Annotated in this window: 17 protein-coding genes; 13 read left to right on the top strand and 4 right to left on the bottom strand. The window is 65.5% G+C overall.

What is annotated here, in order from left to right; translation table 11 throughout:
• The first annotated feature begins 25 nt into the window (after nt 1–25).
• The 4 genes from IFT65_RS17805 (at nt 26) to IFT65_RS17790 (ending at nt 7,148) form a co-directional block, all read left to right on the top strand.
• Nucleotides 26–409 carry a hypothetical protein gene (locus tag IFT65_RS17805; RefSeq protein ID WP_192082758.1) on the top strand — a complete coding sequence of 128 codons (384 nt, stop codon included), beginning with the start codon at nt 26–28 and terminating at the stop codon, nt 407–409.
• A 65-nt stretch (nt 410–474) separates the two neighbouring features.
• Nucleotides 475–2,625: a S46 family peptidase gene (locus IFT65_RS17800; protein ID WP_192082757.1), complete on the top strand. Its 2,151-nt coding sequence runs from the start codon at nt 475–477 to the stop codon at nt 2,623–2,625.
• A gap of 118 nt (nt 2,626–2,743) precedes the next feature.
• The gene (locus IFT65_RS17795; protein ID WP_192082791.1) at nt 2,744–6,190 is read left to right on the top strand and encodes a PAS domain-containing hybrid sensor histidine kinase/response regulator; all 3,447 of its coding nucleotides are present in this window, start codon (nt 2,744–2,746) and stop codon (nt 6,188–6,190) included.
• 94 nt (nt 6,191–6,284) lie between these two features.
• Nucleotides 6,285–7,148 (top strand): hypothetical protein, encoded by an 864-nt coding sequence (locus tag IFT65_RS17790; protein WP_192082756.1) that lies wholly within the window; start codon nt 6,285–6,287, stop codon nt 7,146–7,148.
• Between the two features lie 24 nt (nt 7,149–7,172).
• Here the strand turns inward: IFT65_RS17790 and IFT65_RS17785 are convergent, their stop codons facing one another.
• The 3 genes from IFT65_RS17785 to acs form a co-directional block, all read right to left on the bottom strand.
• A complete protein-coding gene (locus tag IFT65_RS17785) occupies nt 7,173–7,748 on the bottom strand; it encodes a manganese efflux pump MntP family protein (protein WP_192082755.1) in 576 nt (191 codons plus the stop codon).
• 337 nt (nt 7,749–8,085) lie between these two features.
• On the bottom strand, nt 8,086–8,751 hold the full coding sequence (locus IFT65_RS17780; RefSeq protein WP_188325461.1) for a response regulator transcription factor: 666 nt from the start codon (nt 8,749–8,751) through the stop codon (nt 8,086–8,088).
• A gap of 82 nt (nt 8,752–8,833) precedes the next feature.
• Nucleotides 8,834–10,777: an acetate--CoA ligase gene (gene acs, locus IFT65_RS17775; protein WP_192082754.1), complete on the bottom strand. Its 1,944-nt coding sequence runs from the start codon at nt 10,775–10,777 to the stop codon at nt 8,834–8,836.
• Between the two features lie 282 nt (nt 10,778–11,059).
• On the opposite strand from acs, the gene IFT65_RS17770 reads away from it, so the two are divergent.
• The 6 genes from IFT65_RS17770 (at nt 11,060) to IFT65_RS17745 (ending at nt 18,034) form a co-directional block, all read left to right on the top strand.
• Nucleotides 11,060–12,481 carry a DcaP family trimeric outer membrane transporter gene (locus tag IFT65_RS17770; RefSeq protein WP_192082753.1) on the top strand — a complete coding sequence of 474 codons (1,422 nt, stop codon included), beginning with the start codon at nt 11,060–11,062 and terminating at the stop codon, nt 12,479–12,481.
• Nucleotides 12,482–12,539: 58 nt separating this feature from the next.
• Entirely contained in the window at nt 12,540–14,195 is a 1,656-nt protein-coding gene (locus IFT65_RS17765) for an MFS transporter (RefSeq protein WP_192082752.1), read from the top strand.
• Nucleotides 14,196–14,370: 175 nt separating this feature from the next.
• Nucleotides 14,371–14,688 carry a DUF4156 domain-containing protein gene (locus IFT65_RS17760; protein ID WP_188325456.1) on the top strand — a complete coding sequence of 106 codons (318 nt, stop codon included), beginning with the start codon at nt 14,371–14,373 and terminating at the stop codon, nt 14,686–14,688.
• Between the two features lie 98 nt (nt 14,689–14,786).
• On the top strand, nt 14,787–15,803 hold the full coding sequence (locus IFT65_RS17755; protein WP_188325455.1) for a 3-oxoacyl-ACP synthase III: 1,017 nt from the start codon (nt 14,787–14,789) through the stop codon (nt 15,801–15,803).
• 214 nt (nt 15,804–16,017) lie between these two features.
• A complete protein-coding gene (locus IFT65_RS17750; RefSeq protein WP_274602827.1) occupies nt 16,018–17,055 on the top strand; it encodes a Fic family protein in 1,038 nt (345 codons plus the stop codon).
• An 88-nt stretch (nt 17,056–17,143) separates the two neighbouring features.
• Nucleotides 17,144–18,034 carry an alpha/beta fold hydrolase gene (locus tag IFT65_RS17745; protein ID WP_192082750.1) on the top strand — a complete coding sequence of 297 codons (891 nt, stop codon included), beginning with the start codon at nt 17,144–17,146 and terminating at the stop codon, nt 18,032–18,034.
• 64 nt (nt 18,035–18,098) lie between these two features.
• Here IFT65_RS17745 and IFT65_RS17740 read toward each other — a convergent pair whose 3' ends face one another.
• Complete coding sequence (locus IFT65_RS17740; protein WP_188325453.1) at nt 18,099–18,515, bottom strand: YkgJ family cysteine cluster protein; 417 nt, start codon at nt 18,513–18,515, stop codon at nt 18,099–18,101.
• A gap of 104 nt (nt 18,516–18,619) precedes the next feature.
• On the opposite strand from IFT65_RS17740, the gene oleC reads away from it, so the two are divergent.
• The 3 genes from oleC (at nt 18,620) to IFT65_RS17725 (ending at nt 21,504) form a co-directional block, all read left to right on the top strand.
• The gene (gene oleC / locus IFT65_RS17735) at nt 18,620–20,278 is read left to right on the top strand and encodes an olefin beta-lactone synthetase (RefSeq protein WP_192082749.1); all 1,659 of its coding nucleotides are present in this window, start codon (nt 18,620–18,622) and stop codon (nt 20,276–20,278) included.
• Nucleotides 20,275–21,282, top strand: a complete 1,008-nt coding sequence (gene oleD / locus IFT65_RS17730) for a 2-alkyl-3-oxoalkanoate reductase (RefSeq protein WP_192082748.1) — start codon at nt 20,275–20,277, stop codon at nt 21,280–21,282. Before oleC ends, oleD begins: the two co-directional genes overlap by 4 nt.
• 66 nt (nt 21,283–21,348) lie before the next feature.
• Nucleotides 21,349–21,504, top strand: a complete 156-nt coding sequence (locus IFT65_RS17725; protein WP_083491872.1) for a DUF1328 domain-containing protein — start codon at nt 21,349–21,351, stop codon at nt 21,502–21,504.
• Nucleotides 21,505–21,760: the final 256 nt, after the last annotated feature.

The raw sequence follows: 21,760 nt of genomic DNA, 5'->3' as shown, positions 1-21,760 counted from the left end.
TGCCCCTTCTGATCAGGCCGTTGCCATGACGCCACATTCTCTCCATGAAATCGACGTGCCGGCCGACCTCGATGCGGATACCGCATCGAAATGGAAGGACAACCGTACGAAGCTTACCGCAGCGATGTTCGATGTGATCGAGTTGCGGCCGGACGGCATGGAGCAGCTACCAGGCGTCACCGACGGGACGCCGCTGCTGGTCGAGCAGGGGGGAGACCGCTGGACGCTTGCACCGGCAGCCCAGGTCGTCCGCCTGCGTGAGTATCAGGATGGCACCCTCGACTACGAGCTGGCGAGCGTGGTGCACTGGCAGGGAGATTACTTCTGCATCCGGGTGGAAGAGATAGAGGGAACACGTACGGTGATCATCGGCCGTGTGCAGGACGAGGACCCACCGCATGACCCGTGAGACGTTGCCCGGTTAAGCCGCGCACGCTAAGGTCGTGCGCTGACCCGCATCACCAGGACGTTGCCATGCCCATTCGGAAATCCCTCCCTGCCTCTCTGGCGCTTGGCCTGAGCCTGGCCGCGGCAGCCCACGCCGACGAAGGAATGTGGATGCCGACGCAGCTGCCGACGCTGTCCAAGCCACTGAAAGCGGCAGGGTTCAAGGGTGACCCGCAGGACCTGGCCAACGTCACCGCACCACCGCTCAGCGCGGTGGTGCGTGCAGGTGGCGGCACCGGTTCCTTCGTATCCCCCGACGGCCTGCTGCTGACCAACCACCACGTGGCGATGGGCGTGATCCAGTACAACAGCACACCGGACCACGACCTGATCGGCGAAGGGTTCATTGCCAAGGGACGTACGGACGAACGGCCGTCGAACCCGGATTTCCGGGTGCTGGTCACCGTGGGCTTCGACAAGGTCACCGACCAGGTGCTGGCCCAGGCGAAGGGCAAGACCGGCCGTGCCTACTTCGATGCGGTGGATGCAGCGAGCAAGCAGATCGTGGCCGACTGCGAGCGCGCGGGCAGCGTGCGCTGCTCGGTGGCGGACATGTACTACGGCACTGATTTCTACCGGATCTCGCAGCTGGAACTCAGCGACGTGCGCCTGGTCTACGCGCCGCCGCGCGCCATCGGCAACTACGGCGATGAAATCGACAACTTCATGTGGCCGCGGCATACGGGTGATTTCACGCTGCTGCGCGCCTACGTCGGCAAGGACGGCAAGCCGGCGCCTTACAGCCCGGACAACATGCCCTATCAGCCCCCGGCTCATCTGACGATGTCGGTAGATGGCCCCAAGGCCGGTGATTTCGCCATGCTGGCCGGTTATCCGGGCATCACCTACCGGCACCGCACGGCGGCGGAGTTCGCCAGCCAGATCGACAGCGTGCTGCCGCGCCGCGTCGCGCTGTTCCAGCAGATGATCGACACCATCGAGGCGGCCACCGCGGACGATGCTCAGGCGCGTACGCGCTATGCGGCACAGTTGCAGTCGCTGAAGAACAACCGCAAGCGGGCAGCGGGTGAACTGGAAGGCCTGCTGCGCAGCGATGCCAAGGCGCAGCGTGCTGCCGATGAGCAGGCGATGCTGGCCAGTACCGATACGAAGTACAACACCGACATCCGCGCCCTGCTGACCACGCTGTCGCAGGGCGCGGCGGTCGGTGAGCGCAACCTGCTGCTCGATCAACTGACCGCGCAGAGTCAACTGTTGCGCTCGGCGTTGCTGCTGGAACGTCTGCGGATCGAATCGGCCAAGCCCGACGCACTGCGCGAGACCGGCTACCAACAGCGCGACCAGGCGTTGATCGAAGGGGTGCTCAAGCAGGTCCAGCGCCGCTACGTGCCGGGCGTGGAAAAGGCGCTGCTGGCGCATCTGCTGGGCCGCTACCAGCAGTTGCCCGATGCACAGCGCGTACCGGAATTCGACGCTGCCTTCGGGCGCACGCCAGAGGCATTGGCCAAGGCGCTTGAAGCGGTATACGCGCGCACGGCACTGGGTGAGGAGGGCGAGCGTTTGTCGCGCTTTGCCGCCGCGCGCGAGGGCAAGCCACTGGCGGCAGATCCGCTGCTCGCGCTGGCCGTACCGCTGGTGACCGCGCAGCTGCGGCTGGAAGACCAGAACAAGGCGCGCGAAGGTGAGCAGTTGCGCCTGCGCCCGGCCTACATGCAGGCCTTGTTCGCATGGCGGGCGAAACAGGGCAGGGCGGTGTATCCCGATGCCAACCGCACGCTGCGCATCAGCTATGGCAAGGTGGAATCGCTGAGCCCCCGCGACGGTGTGCATTTCGATCCGGTGACCACCGTGGCCGGGATCGTGGAAAAGAACACCAATACGTATCCGTTCGATGCACCCAAGCCGCTGCTGGCCGCCATCGCCAAGGGAGATTTCGCTGGCACTGCCGATCCGGCGCTGGGCACGCAGACGGTCAACTTCCTGACCAACCTGGATACCACCGGCGGCAATTCCGGCTCACCGGTGCTCAATGCCAAGGGTGAGCTGATCGGGCTCAACTTCGACAGCAACTGGGAGTCGGTCAGCGCCAGCTGGTGGTTCGACCCGCGCTACAAGCGCGCCGTGCACGTGGACATGCGCTACCTGCGCTGGCTGCTGGCCAAGGTCTACCCGGCACCGGCGCTGCTGCAGGAAATGGGCGTGCCGGCCGAGGGGTGAGCGGGTGATGGCCGTGATGCCCTGTACCACGGCGATCCTCGAGCGCGCCGCTGTCCATCGGACGATGGCCGCGTAACGCTCTACACTGGGCGGCACTTCTCCGCTGGACGACGAGCCCCTGGTGTCGAGCTGGATCCTGCTGCTGGTCTCGGTTGCCTATGCTGCGCTGCTGTTCGGCGTGGCGTGGTGGGGTGACCGACGCCCGCTGTACCCGGACCGCCCGTGGCTGCGGCCGGTGGTGTACAGCCTGGCGCTGGCGGTGTACTGCTCGTCGTGGACCTTCTATGGCGCGGTAGGGACCGCGGTCCGAAGCGGCTTTGGCTATCTGTCGATCTACATCGGTCCGTTGCTGATGATGCTGTTCGGCTGGCGCATCATCGAGCGCCTGGCGCTGGTGGCGCGCAGCCAGAACGTCGTCTCCATCGCCGACTTCATCTCGTCGCGGTTCGGTCGCTCGCGCCGTCTGGCCGCCTTGGTCGCGATCATCGCGCTGATCGGCGTGGTCCCTTACCTGGCGCTGCAGTACAAAGCCGTGGCGATGAGCCTGCAGGTGCTTACCGGCGACAGCGGGCCGACGGGCTACTTCAGTGACCCCGCGCTTTACGTGGCCCTGTTGATGGCCCTGTTCGCCACCCTGTTCGGCACGCGCCAGGTGGACGCCACCGAACATCACCACGGCATGATGCTGGCCATCGCGCTGGAATCGGTGATCAAGCTGCTGGCGATGGTGGCGCTCGGCATCTTCGCCTATGTATGGCTGAGCGAACGCACCAACGCGGTGGTCGAGTCGGCGCACACCCTGTTCACCTCGCTGCCGCCGGTTGGCTTCATCTCGCAGACCCTGCTCAGTTTCCTGGCCATCGTCTGTCTGCCACGCCAGTTCCACGTGGCCGTGGTGGAGTGCGGCGATGTACGCGACGTGCGTCGCGCGCGCTGGATGTTCGGTGGCTACCTGGTGGTGATCTCGGCCATGGTGATTCCCATCGCCACTGCGGGCGTGACCCTGTTCGGCACCGGCGGCTCGGTAGCCGACGATGCGATGGTGCTGGCACTACCGCTGCACGAAGGGCGCAACGTCCTGGCGTTGATCGCGTACATCGGCGGCTTTTCGGCGGCGACCGGCATGGTCATCGTGTCCTCGATCGCGCTGGCGACGATGATCAGCAACGATCTGGTGATGCCGGTACTACTGCGGCGCAGTGGCGATACCGGTGAAGCGGCCGACGTCGCCTCGCGGGTCCTGTGGATACGCCGCCTCGCCATCCTGCTGCTGGCGCTGATCGCGTACAGCTACTACCGCAGCAGCGGTAACGACAATTCCCTGGCCTCCTACGGTCTGATGGCGTTCGCCGCTGTCGCCCAGTTCGCGCCGGGGCTGATCGGTGGCTTGTACTGGCGCGGCGCCAGCCGCCGGGGCGTCGAGACCGGCATCGTGCTCGGCTTCGCCACATGGGTCTACACCCTGCTGCTGCCTGCACTGACCCAAGCGGGATGGCTGGATACCGGCTGGCTGGCGGAAGGTCCTTTCGGGGTGGCGTGGCTGCGTCCGCAGCAGTTGTTCGGCATGAACGGGTGGGATCCCCTGACCCACGGCACGTTCTGGTCGCTGCTGGTCAACGCGGGCACGATGATGCTGGTATCGGCGCGTTGGCGGCCGAGCGTGGATGAGCGCCTGCGTGCGGCGCCCTTCCTGGATCCTTACGCGCAGCGCCCCTCGGTGGCCAGCGGATGGCCGGGTCACGTACATGTGGGCGATCTGCTGGCGCTGGCATCGCGCGTGGTGGGCGAGCGCCATGCGCGGCGATCCTTCTTCGAGCAGGCGCAGTCGCTGGGCCGCGAGCTGCAGACCCAGGTGCCTGCCGATCGACCGTGGGTGCAGTTCACCGAACGCCTGCTGGCCGCCTCCATCGGCGCAGCCTCCGCACGCCTGTTGCTGACCAGCCTGCTGCGTGGCTCCGGCATGGACCTGGGCGAAGTCGTGGCGGTGCTGGATGAAGCCGGCCAGGAGCTCCGCTTCAATCGGGAGATCCTGTCCACCACGCTGGAGAACATCAGCGCCGGGGTCAGCGTGGTCGACCCGGACATGCGCCTGACCGCGTGGAACCGGCGTTATCAGGATATGTTCGGCTACCCCGATGGCATGCTGTATGTGGGTCGTCCGGTCGCTGACCTGATCCGGTACAACGCCGAACGTGGAGAGCTGGGCGAGGGCGATATCGAGCAGCAGATCAGTCGCCGCATCCGCTACATGCGGGCCGGTTCACCACACGTGTTCGAACGTACCCGCAGCGACGGCAAGGTGATCGAGATGCGGGGCCAGGCCTTGCCCGGCGGCGGCTATGTCACCAGCTACAACGACATCACCGATTACAAGCACGCGGAAAAAGCGCTGTTGGAGGCCAACGAGACGCTGGAGCAGCGTGTCGCGGAGCGATCCAACGCCGCAGAAGCAGCGCAGCAGTCGAAGACGCGCTTCCTGGCAGCGATCAGCCACGACGTGTTGCAGCCGCTGAATGCGGCCCGGCTGTTTGCGTCGGCGCTGCGCGAGAGCCACCACAACAACGAAGAACAGCGTCATCTGGCCGAGCGCGTGGATGCATCGCTGCGCGCGGCGGAGGAACTGCTGGACGGGCTGCTGGATGTGTCGCGGCTGGATGCCGGTGGGCTGCATCCGGTGATCAGCGACTTCGACGCCAGTGCCTTGATGCGTGAGTTGGCTGCCCAGTATTCTCCCGTCGCTGCAGGGAGGGGCCTGCGCCTGGACCTGTTCGCGCGGCCGGCCTGGGTGCGCAGTGATCGTCGCCTGCTGCGCCGGGTCATGCAGAATTTCCTCGCCAACGCGCTGCGCTACACCCGCAAGGGCAGGATCGTGTTGGCGGTGCGCCACCGCGGCGACGAGATCGAGCTGCAGGTGTGGGATACAGGCCCAGGCATCCCTGAACATCACATGCAGCAGATCTTCGATGAGTTCCATCGCTACCAGCAGCCGTTCGACTGGGGTGAACAGGGGCTTGGGCTGGGGCTGTCGATCTGCCAGCGCATCTCCCGCCTGCTGGACCATCGCTTGAATGCGCGCAGCCGCGTGGGCAGCGGCTCGATGTTCTCCATCACCCTGCCCCGTGTGGCCGCGACGCACGGGATGGGCGAGCTGGACGCTGCGGCCGCGGCGATCCCGGCCGTGCGTGCCGACTCGTTGGCGGGCATGCGCGTGCTGTGCGTGGACAACGACGAAGAGATCCTCGACGGCATGCGCGCGCTGCTGGGACGGTGGCAGGTGCAGGTGATCACGGCGAGCACGGTGGACCAGGCGCTGCAGAAGGTGGCCGAGCGTCCGGACGTGATGCTGGTGGATTACCACCTGCATGACCGCTTGGACGGGCTGGATACGCTGGTGGCACTGCGCGAGGCCGCCGGCAGTGACCTGCCTGGTGCGCTGCTGACGGCCGATGGACGCGATGAGCTGAAGCGGATGGCGCGTGATCGGGGTTATCGCCTGCTGACCAAGCCGATCAAACCTGCGTCGCTGCGCGCCTTCCTGGCGGCTTACGCGACGCCGCGCGACTGACGTCCCCTGCCGTTCGCCGCGATGCGCGCTGGCTGGTGGCAGCCGCGGTGCCGGCACGGTATCCAGAGCATCCCCTCCCCGCAGGTGATGCTTCATGCTGACTGTTCCTCCTGTTTCCCACGCTGTCCCGTCTGTCGCGCTGGTGCGCGTCCGCGACGCCGGTTGCGCGCTGGGGAGCGCACTGCACGTGGTGCTCAACCTGCCGGTCCAATCACCTGCAGCGCCGGTGCTGGCGGCCGCCGTCGGGGGTGCGCTGGGTGCCGGCATGTCATGGATGTGCCAAGGCAGCGCCCAGTTGTTGGGCGATGCCGTGGTGGGGGCGGCGATGGGCGTGATATCCCATCAGTTCTCACTGGACCAGGCGACCATCGAGGCCAGCCAGCAGCATCAGTGGCAGACGCTGAACCGCTACCCGAAGATGCGCGCATGGTTGCAGCGCGAGCGCATCACCGCCTCCGACGACAAGCGGTTGCGGCATGTCTACACGTGCATTGAGGTCCTGGCAGCGCAGATGACGGCTCACTTCCGCGCCTACTGCGCCGAGCGCGCTCTGCACTGTGATGACGAGGCGCTTGAACGCATCGCCGACTTCTGTCGTGCCGAGTGCATCGGACACGGACCGCTGCTGGTGCTGCAGCCGGAGCACGGCCGGTACTACATTGCGGCGGTCGACCGTATCTCATATGACACGATGAAGGCCTTCCTGGAGCATCACGTATCGCCGGTGCCGTTGTTCAAAGACGACCGCTGTGTGTACCTCAGTGGCACGTTGCGTGGAGCAGGCGCGGCCGTGCCGGCCGACCTGGATCCGCACGCTGTCGGATCGGGCGGCGTTGAAGCAGCTGACACCCCGCACCACCGGACCCTGGCCGACTGTTACCAGCCCTCCGCCGAGCCGCCGGTCACTGTCCGCCGGCGCTGCACCAACCGCGACCGACCCCGGGGATGGTGGGAGTGAGGCGACGCCGTACCGACGGCTGCTTCATGCCGCCCCGCTCAGGTGCTCGTACAGAATCGTGCTGCCGATGATCATCAGGATCACGCCGCCGATGATTTCCGCACGCTTGCCGATCAGGCTGCCCAGCACCCGGCCGAGCATGATGCCCGCAGTGACCATGGTCAGCGTGCACAGGCCGATGACCAGCGCCATGACACCGATATGCACATCCATGAAGGCAAGCCCGATGCCGACCGCCATCGCGTCGATGCTGGTGGCAAAACCGGTCACGGCCAGATGCCAGAACCCTTGGTGGCGCGAGGGATCTTCGTCTTCGGACTCGTCTTCGGGCCGCAGGCCGGCCACGACCATGTGCAGACCGAGCGCAGACAGCAGGCCGAACGCGATCCAGTGGTCATAGGCCTCCACGTAGTCCAGCGCGACGCGGCCGATCAGCCAGCCGATCACCGGGGTGATGGCTTCGATGACGCCAAAGATCAGGCCCGCACGCAGTGCATCGCGGAACACCGGTTTGCGCATGGCGGCGCCCTTGCCGATGGCGGCAGCGAAGGCATCGGTGGACATGGCGAAGCCGATCAGGAGGATCGAAAGAGGGGACATGAGGTTCACGACAGGTCAGGCGAAGACGGACGCACGGCCCGCGCTCGCGCCCAACCTGTCGTTGCGCACGCGGACCGCTGGTCTCGCCAACCATGATGGTTGCCCGCACCACGGCGCATTGGCCGAGCATGTTGATACGGGCGTTTCCTGCAGCAGGAAACCGGCTACTCCCCAAGGGGACGCGAAGCTTAGCACCGGCGCTGCAGCAGGAGGCGTCAGCGCGTGATTGCGCAGGTAAAGCTGGGTTTCATAGCTGCGGCTATATTGCGCAGCGTGACGCGGCATCACGGTAGCACCGAGCCACGCTCGGCGAGCGCAGCGGCCGCTCCTCAACCGCTCACTCTTCTTCTGGCGGCAACACGATCTGCTGGTCATCGATGGCCAGCTTGCCTGCCATCAACACCGCTTGGGTCCGGTTGGTGACGCCCAGCTTGCGCAGGATGGCGGTGACGTGGGCCTTGATCGTGGCTTCGGAGACCGTGAGGTCATACGCGATCTGCTTGTTCAGCCGTCCGGCACCCAACATCTGCAGCACGCGGAACTGCTGCGGCGTCAGCTCGCGCAGGCGCTGGCCGACTTCGCGCTCTTCGCGTCCGGTGGGCGGCACGTTATGCGCTTCCGGCGGCGCCCAGGTCTCGCCGTCCAGGATCATGCCCAGCGCATGGCCGATGGTGTCCGAATCTGCGGATTTGGGAATGAAACCGAATGCGCCGTGGTCCAGTGCGCGACGCATCACGGTCGGTTCCTCGCGTGCCGACACCACCACCACGGGCAGGTGCGGGTGTAGCGACCGCATATGCACCAGCGCGTTGAAACCCTGCGCGCCGGGCATGTTGAGATCCATCAGGACCAGGTCGGCATCGTTGTGCTGGTCGGCCAAGGCATACAGTGCTTCCACGCTGTCGGCCTCGAACAGTTGTACGCCGGGAATGACACGCTGCACGGCGCCGCGCAGTGCTTCGCGGAACAGCGGATGGTCATCGGCAATCAAAAGGGTGGTCATGGCGTCAGCTTAGGGAAAACAGGAGGGCGGAAGGGGGCAGATCCGTGTCGTGCAGCGAAACCGAGCTGCCCCCCGCTGGCCGTTACTTCACTTTGCGTTCGTCGACCAGCGAGGCCACCACGGATGGATCGGCCAGGGTGGACGTGTCGCCGAGCTGGTCCGGCGCATTCTCCGCGATCTTGCGCAGGATGCGGCGCATGATCTTGCCCGAGCGTGTCTTGGGCAGTCCCGGCGCCCACTGCAGGTGGTCAGGCGTGGCGATCGGACCAATCTCCTTGCGTACCCATGCCACCAGCTCCTTATGCAGTTCGTCGCTGGGGGCCTCGTCGGCGATCAGGGTGACATAGGCATAGATGCCTTGGCCCTTGACGTCATGCGGGAAGCCGACAACTGCGGCTTCGGCTACCTTTGGATGGGACACCAGTGCACTTTCCACCTCGGCCGTGCCGATGCGATGGCCGGAGACGTTGATGACATCGTCCACCCGCCCGGTGATCCAGTAATACCCATCCTCATCGCGGCGACAGCCGTCACCGGTGAAGTAGGCGCCCGGATAGGTGCGGAAGTAGGTGTCGATGAAGCGCTGGTCGTCGCCGTAGACCGTACGCATCTGGCCCGGCCACGAATCACGGATGATCAGGTTGCCCTCGGTGGCGCCGTCCTTGATCTCGCCATCGGCATTGACCAGCGCCGGCTGGATGCCGAAGAACGGCACCGTGGCCGAACCGGGCTTGAGGTCCACTGCGCCCGGCAGGGGGGAAATCAGGATGCCACCGGTTTCGGTCTGCCACCACGTATCGACGATCGGGCAGCGGCTGTCGCCCACCACCTCGTAGTACCAGCGCCAGGCTTCCGGGTTGATCGGCTCGCCGACGCTGCCAAGCAGCCGCAGCGAGCTGCGCGAGGTCTTCTTGACCGGCTCTTCGCCCTCGCGCATCAAGGCGCGGATGGCGGTGGGCGCGGTGTAGAAGATCGTCACCTTGTGCTTGTCGATCACTTCCCAGAAACGCGAGGTGCTGGGGAAGTTCGGCACGCCTTCGAACATCAGCGACGTCGCGCCGTTGGCCAGTGGCCCGTAGACGATGTAGCTGTGGCCGGTGACCCAGCCGACATCGGCGGTGCACCAGTAGATGTCGTCCTCGCGCAGATCGAACACCGCCTCGTGCGTGTAGGCCGCATACAGCAGGTAGCCGCCGGTGGTATGCAGCACGCCCTTCGGCTTGCCGGTAGAGCCGGACGTGTAGAGGATGAACAACGGATCCTCGGCGTTCATGCGTTCCGGTTCGCACTCGGCGGGCTGGCTGTCCACCACATCATGGAACCAGCGGTCGCGCGGCGCCTGCATGTCCACCGCGCCGCCGGTGTGGCGTACCACCAGCACGGTTTCCACGGTGTTGGTGCCGGGCAGCTTCAGGGCGGCATCGACGTTCGCCTTCAGCGGAATCTTCTTGCCACCGCGCAGGCCCTCGTCGGCGGTGATGATCAACTTGCTGGCGCAGTCGCTCACGCGATCGGCAATGGAGTTGGGCGCGAACCCACCAAATACCACCGAGTGGATGGCACCGATGCGCGCGCAGGCCAGCATCGCGACGGCCGCATCGACGATCATCGGCAGGTAGATGGTGACGCGGTCGCCTTTCTTGACGCCGAGGTTGCGCAGCGCATTGCCAAGGCGGCAGGTGCGCTCGTACAGCTCGCGGTAGGTGACGTGCTGCGCCGGCGCATCCGGGCTGTCGGGCTCGAACAGCAACGCGGTCTTGTCACCGCGCGTGGCGAGCTGGCGGTCCAGGCAGTTCACGCTGGCGTTGAGCTCGCCATCCTCGAACCACTTGATGTGGAAGTCGGCGAGGTCGTAGCTGACGTTCTTGATGATCGTCGGCTGCTTGAACCAGTCCAGGCGCTGCGCGGCCGCGCCCCAGAACGCGTCGGGGTCATCGACCGACGTCTGGTACTGCTGCTGGTAAGTGGTCTTGTTGATCCGCGACTTTTCGGCGAACTGCGGATCGACGGGATAAAGATCAACCATGGCACCCTCACTTGCACGTGGACTTTTATGTGCAGTTGCAGCATGCGCGGCAACCGTTGACACCCAGTTTGCCCCATCCGTCCCCAGCCGCGACACCGTACCCCTTAGACCATGGTCGAAACCTGCAGGCCGGCAAGGGTGCACTGGGCTGCTCCGGGGACGGCCGTCATCGGGCAGGTACGACTAATGGCCAATAGCGGCGGTGCGTCAAGCGGACGCACCCTCGGCTTCGACCGTGCCCCACGCGCGTCTTTCGATTTGCCACCTGGGAGAGAGGGCAACATGAATCACCGTACGTTGAAGACGCTGCGCAAGCCGTTGGCTGCCTGCATGCTGGTTGCGCTGGCGGCACCGGGCATGGCGTTCGCGGAAACCGCGAGAGAGAAAGCACTGGAAGCACGCGTGGGCGAGCTCGAGCGCCAGGTGCAGCTGCTGCTGTCATCGCAGCAACAGCAGCAGACCCAGCTCAGCCAGACCCAGCAGGCCGTCACCGAGGTAAGGACGGTGCAGGCCGAGCAGAAGCCGGTCGTGCCGGCAGGCAAGCAGCCGATCCAGGTCACCACCATCACCCCTGGCGCGGCACCGGGCACCACGGTCAAGATCGGCGGCTTCATCAAGGCTGATTTCATGGCCACCCAGACCGGCGATGGCCAACTGGCCGACGATGCCACCGGCCGTGCGCTGTACCTGCCGGGCCAGACCCCGGTGGCCGGTGCGGGCGGCAGCGGCGAGCGTTCGGACGTGGACTTCAATGCCCATGCCAAGTTCTCGCGCTTCAACCTGGGCATCGACAACGTCAGCGCGTCCGGTGACAAGGCCGGTGCGTTCTTCGAGATGGATTTCTTCGGCAATTCGCTGGGCAACCAGACGGCCACCAATACCTACGGTGTCACTCTGCGCCACGCGTACATGTATTGGAACAAGTGGACCGCAGGCCAGACCTGGACCAACTTCATGGATGCCGCCTCGATTCCCGAGGCCGCCGACTTCGTCGGTCCGACCGACGGTGTGGTGTTCGTCCGCCAGGCACAGATCCGCTATACCACCGGCGGCTTGAGCGTGGCACTGGAAAATCCGGAGACGACCACGCTCACCGGCGTGCGCAATCCGGTCACCGGGGCGTGGACCAACGCCAGTGCCAGCTCTGATCGCGGCAGCCTGCCCGACCTGACCGTGCGATACGGATGGAAGGGTGACTGGGGTACCTTCGGCGTGGCCGGCCTGGTGCGCCAGTTGAAGGTGGACAACCAGACCACCGGTGCGGACGCGGACAAGATCGCCGGCGGCCTGACCCTGGGCGGCAAGTGGGTGATGGCCGACACCGATACGCTGCACTACCAGCTGACCGGGGGCGAGGGCATTTCGCGTTACATCGGCCTGGGCATCACCGCCGATACCGCCTACGACGTCGCCCGCGACGAGTTGGCAACGACGGGCGTGCTGGCGGGCTATGTCGGCTGGCGCCATGCCTTCACCCCGAAGCTGCGCACCAACCTGATCTATGCGCGCAGCGACTATGACAACGACGGCACGCTCGGCCCACTGGTCACCAAGAGCGTGCAGAGCATCCGCGGCAATGTGTTCTACACGCCGATGCCCAAGGTCGATATCGGTGCGGAGTACATGTACGGCGTGCGCGAGATCGAAGATGGTCGCAAGGGCGACATCAACCGCGTGCAGTTCACCACCAAATACAGTTTCTAACGCGGGTGCCGGCTGACGCCGGCACCACAGTCATCCTGCTTCGGAGGGGAAGCGTCTCATGTCGACAACACCTGGTACCGCGCCTGTGTCACTGACGCACGGCCACAAGAAAGTCATCTTTGCATCGAGCCTCGGCACGGTGTTCGAGTGGTACGACTTTTTCCTGTACGGCTCACTCGCCGCCATCATCGCCAAGCAGTTCTTCAGCGGTGTCAATGAAACCACGGGCATGATCTTCGCCCTGCTTGCCTTCGCGGCGGGCTTCTTCGTGCGTCCGTTCGGTGCGGCCTTCTTCGGCAGCCTCGGTGACCGCATCGGCCGCAAGTACACCTTCCTGGTCACGATCCTGATCATGGGCATCTCGACCTTCCTGGTCGGCGTGCTGCCCAACTACGCCTCGATCGGCTTTGCCGCACCGGTGATCCTGATCATCCTGCGTCTGGCGCAGGGCCTGGCAATGGGCGGCGAGTACGGTGGCGCGGCGACCTACGTGGCCGAGCATGCACCGGCGGACAAGCGTGGCCTGTACACCAGCTTCATCCAGTGCACCGCGACGCTGGGCTTGTTCATGTCGCTGCTGATCATCTTGGCCTGCCGCTACTTCCTGGGCAACGAGGCGTTCGAAGACTGGGGCTGGCGTATCCCGTTCCTGGTGTCGATCGTCCTGCTGGGCATTTCGGTGTGGATCCGCCTGCAGCTGAGCGAGTCGCCGCTGTTCCAGCAGATGAAGGCCGAAGGCAAGGGCTCCAAGACGCCGTTCCGCGACAGCCTGAAAGACGGCAACCTGAAGCTGATGCTGCTGGTGCTGTTGGGTGCTGCCGCCGGTCAGGCCGTGGTGTGGTACGGCGGCCAGTTCTATGCGCTGTTCTTCCTCAGCAGCATGCTGAAGGTCGATCCGACCACCTCGTACCTGCTGATCGCTGCCGCGCTGGCGCTGGGCGTGCCGTTCTTCATCTTCTTCGGCTGGCTGTCCGATCGCATCGGCCGCAAGTGGATCATCCTGACCGGCTGCCTGCTGGCCGCCATCACCTATATCCCGGTGTTCAAGGGCCTGACCCACTTCGCCAATCCGGCCATTGAAGAAGCACGCACCAACTCGCCGGCGCTGGTCGTGGCCGATCCGAACACCTGCTCGTTCCAGTTCGATCCGGTGGGCCTGCGCAAGTTCACCAGCTCGTGCGACGTGGCAACGGCCGCGCTGACCAAGGCCGGTGTGCCGTATGACGTGCAGCCGGCACCAGCGGGCTCGCTGGCGGTGGTCAACGTCGGCACGGCGAAGGTGAGTTCCTACGAGGCCGCCGGCCTGGCGAAGGACGAGGGCAAGGCCAAGGGCGATGCGTTCGGTACCGAGCTGAAGGCCGCGCTGGTCGAAGCCGGTTACCCGGCCAAGGCGGACAATGCGCGCATCAACATCCCCGGCACGATCTTCATGCTGTGGATATTGGTGCTGTACGTGACCATGGTGTACGGCCCGATCGCCGCCTACCTGGTGGAACTGTTCCCCACCCGCATCCGCTACACCTCGATGTCGCTGCCGTACCACATCGGCAATGGCTGGTTCGGTGGCTTCCTGCCGGCGATCTCCTTCGCGCTGGTGGCCGGCACGGGCAACCTCTACTACGGCTTGTGGTATCCGATCGCCATCGCCTTGATGACCGTGGTCATCGGTGGCCTGTTCCTGCGCGATACCAAGAACGTGGACATCACCAAATAACGGGAATGCTCACGGTGTAGGCAGAAGGGCCGCGGCGAAATCCGCGGCCCTTTCTGTTTGCGCGGAGAGGCGACCGTGGGGCAGCAGTTTCGCCGCGCTCGCCGGGCAGGGCTCGGCGCTACCTGTCGTTCAGCCTGTTCAGGCACAATCGGGGAAACCTTCTCTGGTAGACCCCATGCGCATCCTGCTGATCTCCGCCCTGCTGCTCGCCACCACTGCCTGCACCTGGGTGCCGATCGAGCCCGCCGGAACCAGCGTCCGGGTGCTGCCTGCAGGCGCGGTCCCTGCGGGCTGCGTGAACAAGGGCGAGGTGGCGGTCACCGTGAAGAACAAGGTCGGCTTCTACAACCGCAACCCCTTGCGGGTGCAGGAAGAGCTGGAGACGCTGGCACGCAACGAAGCGCCAAGTGCCGGAGCCAATGCGCTGCAGGCCTCGGCCCCCCCTGCGGACGGCAGCCAGCGCTTCGCGGCCTACCAGTGTCCGCCGCGCTGAAAATCCCCTCGCGGACCAAGCTGAACCCGTAAAGGTGCGGACAGGCCAAGAGGGTTATAGAATGACGCCCCCTTTGCCTGAGCCTTGGCGCTAACTCGATGCTCTTCAAGAATGTCTCGATCGCCGGCCTGGCGCATGTCGACGCGCCCCACACGCTAACGACCAAGGAAATAAACGAACGCCTGCAGCCCACCCTGGACCGCCTCGGTATCCGTACCGACGTGCTGGGGGATGTGGCGGGCATCCATGCGCGCCGCCTGTGGGACGACGGCACGCTGGCCTCCGATGCGGCCACCATGGCGGCCCGCAAGGCGCTGGAGGACGCCAACATCGGCCCGGCCGATGTCGGCCTGGTGATCAACACCTCGGTCAGCCGCGACTACCTGGAACCGTCCACGGCCAGCATCGTGTCCGGCAACCTGGGCGTGGGCGAGGAGTGCGTGACCTTCGACGTCGCCAACGCCTGCCTGGCCTTCATCAACGGCATGGACATCGCCGCCCGCATGATCGAGCGCGGCGAGCTGAAATACGCGCTGGTCGTCGACGGCGAAACCGCGAACCTGGTGTATGAAAAGACGTTGGAGCGCATGACGGCGCCGGATGTCACTGCCGAAGATTTCCGCAACGAGCTGGCGGCGCTGACCACCGGCTCGGGTGCCGCGGCGATGGTGATGGCGCGCTCGGACCTGGTGCCCGACGCCCCGCGCTACAAGGGCGGCGTCACCCGTTCGGCCACCGAGTGGAACCAGCTGTGCCTGGGTAACCTGGACCGCATGGTCACCGACACCCGCGTGCTGTTGATCGAGGGCATCAAGCTGGCGCAGAAGACGTTCGCCGCGGCGAAGATCGCGCTGGGCTGGGCGGTGGAGGAGCTGGACCAGTTCGTGATCCACCAGGTCAGCCAGCCGCACACCGCTGCGTTCATCAAGAATTTCGGCATCGACCCGAAGAAGGTGATGACCATCTTCGGTGAGCACGGCAACATCGGCCCGGCCTCGGTGCCGATCGTGCTGAGCAAGCTGAAGCAGTTGGGCAAGCTCAAGAAGGGCGACCGCATCGCGCTGCTCGGCATCGGCTCGGGGCTGAACTGCTCGATGGCTGAAGTGGTCTGGTGATCCCGTCGGCCAATCCAGCGAGCTGGATTGGCCCAGTCACTGCGACACGGTCAGTTCACAGGTTTTGCCTATTCATGCGTAAAAAGTGTTTTATTTCGACATGACGGTGGCACCATGTCGACGTCATCGACACGAGCCGCCCCGCATGGATGTCCAACGCCCCTACAACGAGCTGCCCTTGCTTCCACCCCGCGCCGAACTTGAGACGCGTGAGCTGCTGAAGGCATGCATCGAGGCACACAAGGCGCTGGCGTCTCTTCGCCAGGCGACAGGGCACCTGCCTAATCCAGCTGTTCTGATCAATACCATTCCATTACTGGAAGCACAGGCCAGCTCGGAGATCGAGAACATCGTCACCACCACCGACGAACTCTTCCGGTACGCCGAGCATCAGGACGCTGCCTCACCTGCTACCCGGGAAGCGCTCCGCTATCGCAGCGCGTTGCAGGAAGGCTTTCATTCGCTGCGTGAGAGGCCATTGTCGACCCGGACGGCTGAAATCGTCTGCAGTCGCATCAAGGATGTGCAGATGAGCGTGCGCCGGGTACCGGGCACTTCGCTGGTGAACCAACAGACGGGGCACGTCATCTATACGCCGCCGGTGGGCGAAGATCTGCTGCGGGCCAAGCTCGCCAATTGGGAGCAGTTCATTCATGACGGGCGCGAGATAGACCCGCTGATCCGCATGGCCGTCGCCCATTACCAGTTCGAGGCCATCCATCCGTTCACCGATGGCAACGGGCGTACCGGTCGCGTGCTCAATCTGCTGATGCTGGTGGAGCAGGACCTTCTTGATCGCCCTGTGCTTTATCTCTCGCGGTACATCATCGAACGAAAGGCCGACTATTATCGCTTGCTTCAAGCGGTGACCCTCGATGGTCAATGGGCCCCATGGATCGCTTACATGCTGGACGCGATAGCGGATACTGCCCGTTGGACCGGAGCGAAGATCGACGCGATACGGGCCTTGCACGATCAGGCCTGTGAGTGGATCCGGCAGCACAGCCCGAAGACCTATAGTCGTGAGCTTGTCGACGTAATATTCAGTCAACCGTATTGCCGCATCCAGAATGTCGTCGAGGCCGGTATTGCAAAGCGGGAGACCGCCGCGCGTTATCTGCGCGAACTCGTCGACGTAGGGGTCCTGCAGGAACAACGCATGGGCAAGGAGAAGCTGTTCCTGCATCCTGCCTATCTGCGCCTGTTGGCGGATAACACGCATGCCGTACAGCCGTATCGTGTGCTGCAGTGAAAGTAAACGTGAGGCCGTGCGGTGGCATGGACTTGGTCAAGAAACCAGAAGGCGACGAAGCCTTCAGCATCGACAGGTTGCGGCTTCAATGAATCTACCCGGTTACCCCAGCACCACCCACCGCTTCGACGTCCGCCCCGGCCTGTCGATGAACTACATCGACGAAGGCCCGCGCGATGGCGAGGTGGTCGTGATGGTCCATGGCAATCCGTCATGGAGCTATTACTGGCGCACGCTGGTGGCCGGCCTGTCGGACCGGTACCGCTGCATCGTGCCGGACCACATCGGCATGGGCCTGTCCGACAAGCCGGCCGATGACCGCTACGACTACACCCTGCAGAGCCGCGTGGACGACCTGGATGCGCTGCTGGCGCACCTGGGCATCACCGGTCCGGTCACCTTGGCCGTGCACGACTGGGGCGGCATGATCGGCTTCGGCTGGGCGCTGTCCCACCATGCGCAGGTCAAGCGGCTGGTGGTGTTGAATACCGCCGCCTTCCCGATGCCGGCGGCGAAGAAGATGCCGTGGCAGATCGGCTTGGGCCGGCACTGGAAGGTGGGGGAATGGATCATCCGCACCTTCAATGCATTCTCGGCCGGCGCCTCGCGACTGGGGGTGGAGCGGAAGATGCCCGCCGATGTGCGCCGCGCCTATGTTGCCCCGTATGACAGTTGGGCCAACCGGATCAGCACCATCCGCTTCATGCAGGACATCCCGCTGTCACCGGCCGACAAGGCGTGGCCGTTGCTGGAGCGCTCCGGCAAGGCGCTGCCGTCCTTTGCGGACCGCCCGGCGTTCATCGGCTGGGGACTGCGCGATTTCGTGTTCGATCATCATTTCCTGGAAACCTTCCAGGCGGCGCTGCCGCAGGCCGAGGTGCATGCGTTCAACGACGCAGGCCACTACGTGCTGGAAGACAAGCATGAAGTACTGGTACCGGCGATCCGCGCCTTCCTGGATGCCCATCCGCTGAGCTGAGCGGGGACGCGGAAAAACGGCCGCCGAGCAGGGCTCGGCGCGACCGCGCCGGCGAATCGTCGGCTCACGCCGCGATCGGGGCCTGTGGCGAGCCGTTGTCGTCCGGATGGTCGTCATTGCTGCCGGGCGCATCGCGCCAGCGCCAATCGGCGGGCGTCAGCGGGTCCAGGCCATAGGCGATGCGCGCCTTCTCGCACTGCGCACTGGGCTTGCCGTATTCCCACGACGCATCCACCTCGCGGCACACGCTGGGCCGGTTGGGATGGATCGTGCAACGGGAATACACGCCGATCTGCGCATCCAGGGCGACGCAGCGCACCGGCGCGCTGTGGGTGCCGCGCATGCACAGGCGATGCGGGTCCAGCACCTCGGTCAGTGCGTTCGGCACGCCACCGGGCGTGACTTCGTCCGATTCCATCCAATGAAAGGCAACGCGGTATTGGGTGCAGCAGGCACCACAGGTCATGCAGGGGTGTTGCATGGGCAAGCCGCCCCAGGCGGCAGTCGCGTCGTTGAAAGAGAGTGCGGATTTTCCACGAAGCGGAGCGCCGTGCAAGAAATTCCGGACGCGGCGACAATGAACGGATGAACCAATCCTGCAATATTGCCGCCCGATTGCCCGAGTTGGCCCGTGAGCGGCCTGACCAGATCGCCATTCGTTGCCCCGGCCGACGCGGCCCGGGCAATGGCATGGCGTCTTACGACGTCACCCTCGATTACCGCCAACTGGACGCGCGCAGTGATGCGATGGCCGCCGGACTGGCCGCCTACGGCATCGGCCGCGGCGTGCGTGCGGTGGTGATGGTCCGGCCGTCGCCGGAGTTCTTCTTGTTGATGTTCGCGTTGTTCAAGATCGGTGCGGTGCCGGTGCTGGTGGATCCCGGCATCGACAAGCGCGCGCTGAAGCAGTGCCTGGACGAGGCGCAGCCGGACGCCTTCATCGGGATTCCGCTGGCCCATGTGGCACGGCTCGCGCTGCGCTGGTCACCGTCGGCGAAGCGGCTGGTCACCGTGGGGCGCAAGCTGGGGTGGGGTGGCACCACGCTGGCTGCGCTGGAGCGGGCAGGAGCAGGCACGCCGCCCATGCTGGCCGATACCGATGGCGAGGACACGGCCGCGATCCTGTTCACCAGCGGCTCCACCGGGGTGCCCAAGGGCGTGGTCTACCGCCACCGCCACTTCGTCGGCCAGGTCGAGCTGCTGCGTTCGGCCTTCGGCATGGAGCCGGGTGGCGTGGACCTGCCCACGTTCCCGCCGTTCGCCCTGTTCGACCCCGCACTGGGCCTGACCTCGGTGATCCCGGACATGGATCCGACCCGACCGGCGTCGGCAGACCCGCGCCGCCTGCACGATGCGATCAAGCGCCACGGCGTGACCCAACTGTTTGGCTCGCCCGCCTTGATGCGGGTGCTGGCCGATCATGGACAGCCCCTGCCGGGCGTCAAGCGGGTGACGTCGGCCGGTGCGCCGGTGCCGCCGGACGTGGTGGCGACGATCCGCCGCCTGTTGCCGCCGGATGCCCAGTTCTGGACGCCCTACGGGGCCACCGAGTGCCTGCCGGTGGCGGTGATCGAAGGCCGCGCGCTGGAAGACACCCGTGCCGCGACCGAGGCCGGGGCCGGCACCTGCGTGGGTAGTGTGGTGGCGCCCAACGAGGTGCGCATCATCGCCATCGACGATGCCGCGCTGCCGGACTGGAGCCGGGTACGGGTGATGCCGGTCGGCGAGATCGGCGAAATCACCGTGGCCGGACCCACCGCCACGGACAGTTATTTCAACCGCCCACAGGCAACGGCGGCCGCCAAGATCAGCGAGACGCTGGCCGACGGTCATCTGCGCGTGGTGCATCGCATGGGCGATGTCGGCTATTTCGATGCACAGGGCCAGTTGTGGTTCTGCGGCCGCAAGACCCAGCGCGTGGAGACGGCACGCGGACCGCTCTACACCGAGCAGATCGAGCCGGTGTTCAACACCGTCCCGGGCGTTGCCCGCAGCGCGCTGGTCGGCGTCGGTACACCGGGGCAGCAGGTGCCGGTGCTGTGCATCGAGCTTGCACGTGGGCAGTCCAGCTCGCCCGCACTGGTCGACGCGCTGCGGGCCAAGGCGGCGGTCTGCGTGCCTGACGCTGGCCTGCGGCACTATCTCGTCCATCCCGGCTTCCCGGTGGACATCCGCCACAATGCCAAGATCGGCCGCGAGAAGCTGGCGATCTGGGCTGCCGCCGAGCTGGAGAAAAAAGCATGAAGGTCCTTGTCACCGGCGGCGGCGGCTTCCTCGGCCAGGCACTCTGTGCCGGGTTGGCCGAGCGAGGCCATCAGGTGCTCAGTTTCAACCGGGGCCACTACCCGGCGCTGCAGGCGATGGGCGTGGGCCAGATCCAGGGCGACCTGGCCGATGCGCAGGCGGTGCTGCATGCCGTGGCCGGCATGGACGCGGTGCTGCACAACGCGGCCAAAGCGGGCGCCTGGGGCAGCTACGAGAGCTACCACCAGGCCAACGTGGTCGGCACCGACAACGTCCTAGCGGCCTGCCGCGCGCAGGGCGTGCACAAGCTCGTCTATACCTCCACGCCGAGTGTGACCCACCGCGCCACGCATCCCGTGGAAGGGCTGGGTGCGGACGAAGTGCCCTATGGCGAGGACTTCCAGGCCCCGTACGCCGCGACCAAGGCGATTGCCGAGCAGCGCGTGCTGGCGGCCAACGATGCAACGCTCGCCACCGTCGCGCTGCGTCCGCGCCTGATCTGGGGTCCGGGCGATCTGCAACTGGTACCGCGGCTGGCCCAGCGCGCCCGTGCCGGCCGCCTGCGGCTGGTGGGGGATGGCAGCAACAAGGTCGACACGACCTACATCGACAATGCAGCGCTTGCCCATTTCCTTGCGCTGGACGCGCTGGCGCCGGGAGCCGCCTGTGCGGGCAAGGCGTACTTCATCTCCAACGGCGAACCGCTGCCGATGCGTGAGCTGCTCAACAAGCTGCTGGGTGCAGTGGGGGCCCCGCCCGTGCACCGGACGATCAGCTTCAAGACGGCGTATCGCATCGGCGCGATCTGCGAGCGGGTGTGGCCGCTGTTGCGCTTGTCGGGCGAGCCGCCGCTCACCCGTTTCCTTGCCGAACAGCTGTGTACGCCGCACTGGTACAGCATGGAACCGGCACGCCGCGACTTCGGCTACATACCGATCGTGAGCATTGACGAAGGACTCACGCGACTGAAGGCTTCATCAAAAGGCGATTTTTCCATCACTTGATGAACACCGGCGACGCGGGAGGATGGACCCCAACGCCACCCCCGGCACGTAACCGCGAGGATCGCCATGCTGCACTACGCCGTCATCTTTTTCGTCATCGCCCTTATCGCCGCCGTCCTCGGCTTCTCCGGTATTGCCGGTGCCGCCAGCAACATCGCCTGGATCCTGTTCGTGGTCTTCCTGGTGCTGGCTGTGATCTCCATGTTCCGCAAGCGAACCTGACGCTGCACCACCGAGTAACCTCGGTGAGCGCTTGAAACGAAGCCGGGCATTGCCCGGCTTCGTCGTTCCTGTGGATGCGTGCGTTACGCCGGAGCGGGGCATGTAGCGCCGAGCCACGCTCGGCGAGCGCGCAACGCGGTGTGTGTCGGCCGTCGCGACACCGGCAGGATTCCGCCGAGCACGGCTCGGCGCTACCAAGCGGGGCATGTAGCGACGAGCCACGCTCGGCGAGCGCGCAGCGCGGTGTGCGTCCGCC

The organism is Stenotrophomonas sp. CFBP 13725, assembly GCF_014841935.1.
In the GTDB taxonomy this organism is placed as follows: Bacteria; Pseudomonadota; Gammaproteobacteria; order Xanthomonadales; family Xanthomonadaceae; genus Stenotrophomonas.
The sequence above is the reverse complement of the archived record's forward strand: the minus strand, read 5'-3'. Positions and strand labels throughout refer to the sequence as shown.

Coding starts and splice junctions, on each gene's coding strand:
- IFT65_RS17800 (WP_192082757.1), top strand. CDS start 475: ATGCCCATTCGGAAATCCCTCCCTGCCTCTCTGGCGCTTGGCCTGAGC.
- IFT65_RS17760 (WP_188325456.1), top strand. CDS start 14,371: ATGCGCATCCTGCTGATCTCCGCCCTGCTGCTCGCCACCACTGCCTGC.
- oleD (WP_192082748.1), top strand. CDS start 20,275: ATGAAGGTCCTTGTCACCGGCGGCGGCGGCTTCCTCGGCCAGGCACTC.
- IFT65_RS17780 (WP_188325461.1), bottom strand. CDS start 8,751: ATGACCACCCTTTTGATTGCCGATGACCATCCGCTGTTCCGCGAAGCA.
- IFT65_RS17785 (WP_192082755.1), bottom strand. CDS start 7,748: ATGTCCCCTCTTTCGATCCTCCTGATCGGCTTCGCCATGTCCACCGAT.
- IFT65_RS17790 (WP_192082756.1), top strand. CDS start 6,285: ATGCTGACTGTTCCTCCTGTTTCCCACGCTGTCCCGTCTGTCGCGCTG.
- IFT65_RS17770 (WP_192082753.1), top strand. CDS start 11,060: ATGAATCACCGTACGTTGAAGACGCTGCGCAAGCCGTTGGCTGCCTGC.
- IFT65_RS17745 (WP_192082750.1), top strand. CDS start 17,144: ATGAATCTACCCGGTTACCCCAGCACCACCCACCGCTTCGACGTCCGC.
- acs (WP_192082754.1), bottom strand. CDS start 10,777: ATGGTTGATCTTTATCCCGTCGATCCGCAGTTCGCCGAAAAGTCGCGG.
- IFT65_RS17725 (WP_083491872.1), top strand. CDS start 21,349: ATGCTGCACTACGCCGTCATCTTTTTCGTCATCGCCCTTATCGCCGCC.
- IFT65_RS17765 (WP_192082752.1), top strand. CDS start 12,540: ATGTCGACAACACCTGGTACCGCGCCTGTGTCACTGACGCACGGCCAC.
- oleC (WP_192082749.1), top strand. CDS start 18,620: ATGAACCAATCCTGCAATATTGCCGCCCGATTGCCCGAGTTGGCCCGT.
- IFT65_RS17805 (WP_192082758.1), top strand. CDS start 26: ATGACGCCACATTCTCTCCATGAAATCGACGTGCCGGCCGACCTCGAT.
- IFT65_RS17740 (WP_188325453.1), bottom strand. CDS start 18,515: ATGCAACACCCCTGCATGACCTGTGGTGCCTGCTGCACCCAATACCGC.
- IFT65_RS17755 (WP_188325455.1), top strand. CDS start 14,787: ATGCTCTTCAAGAATGTCTCGATCGCCGGCCTGGCGCATGTCGACGCG.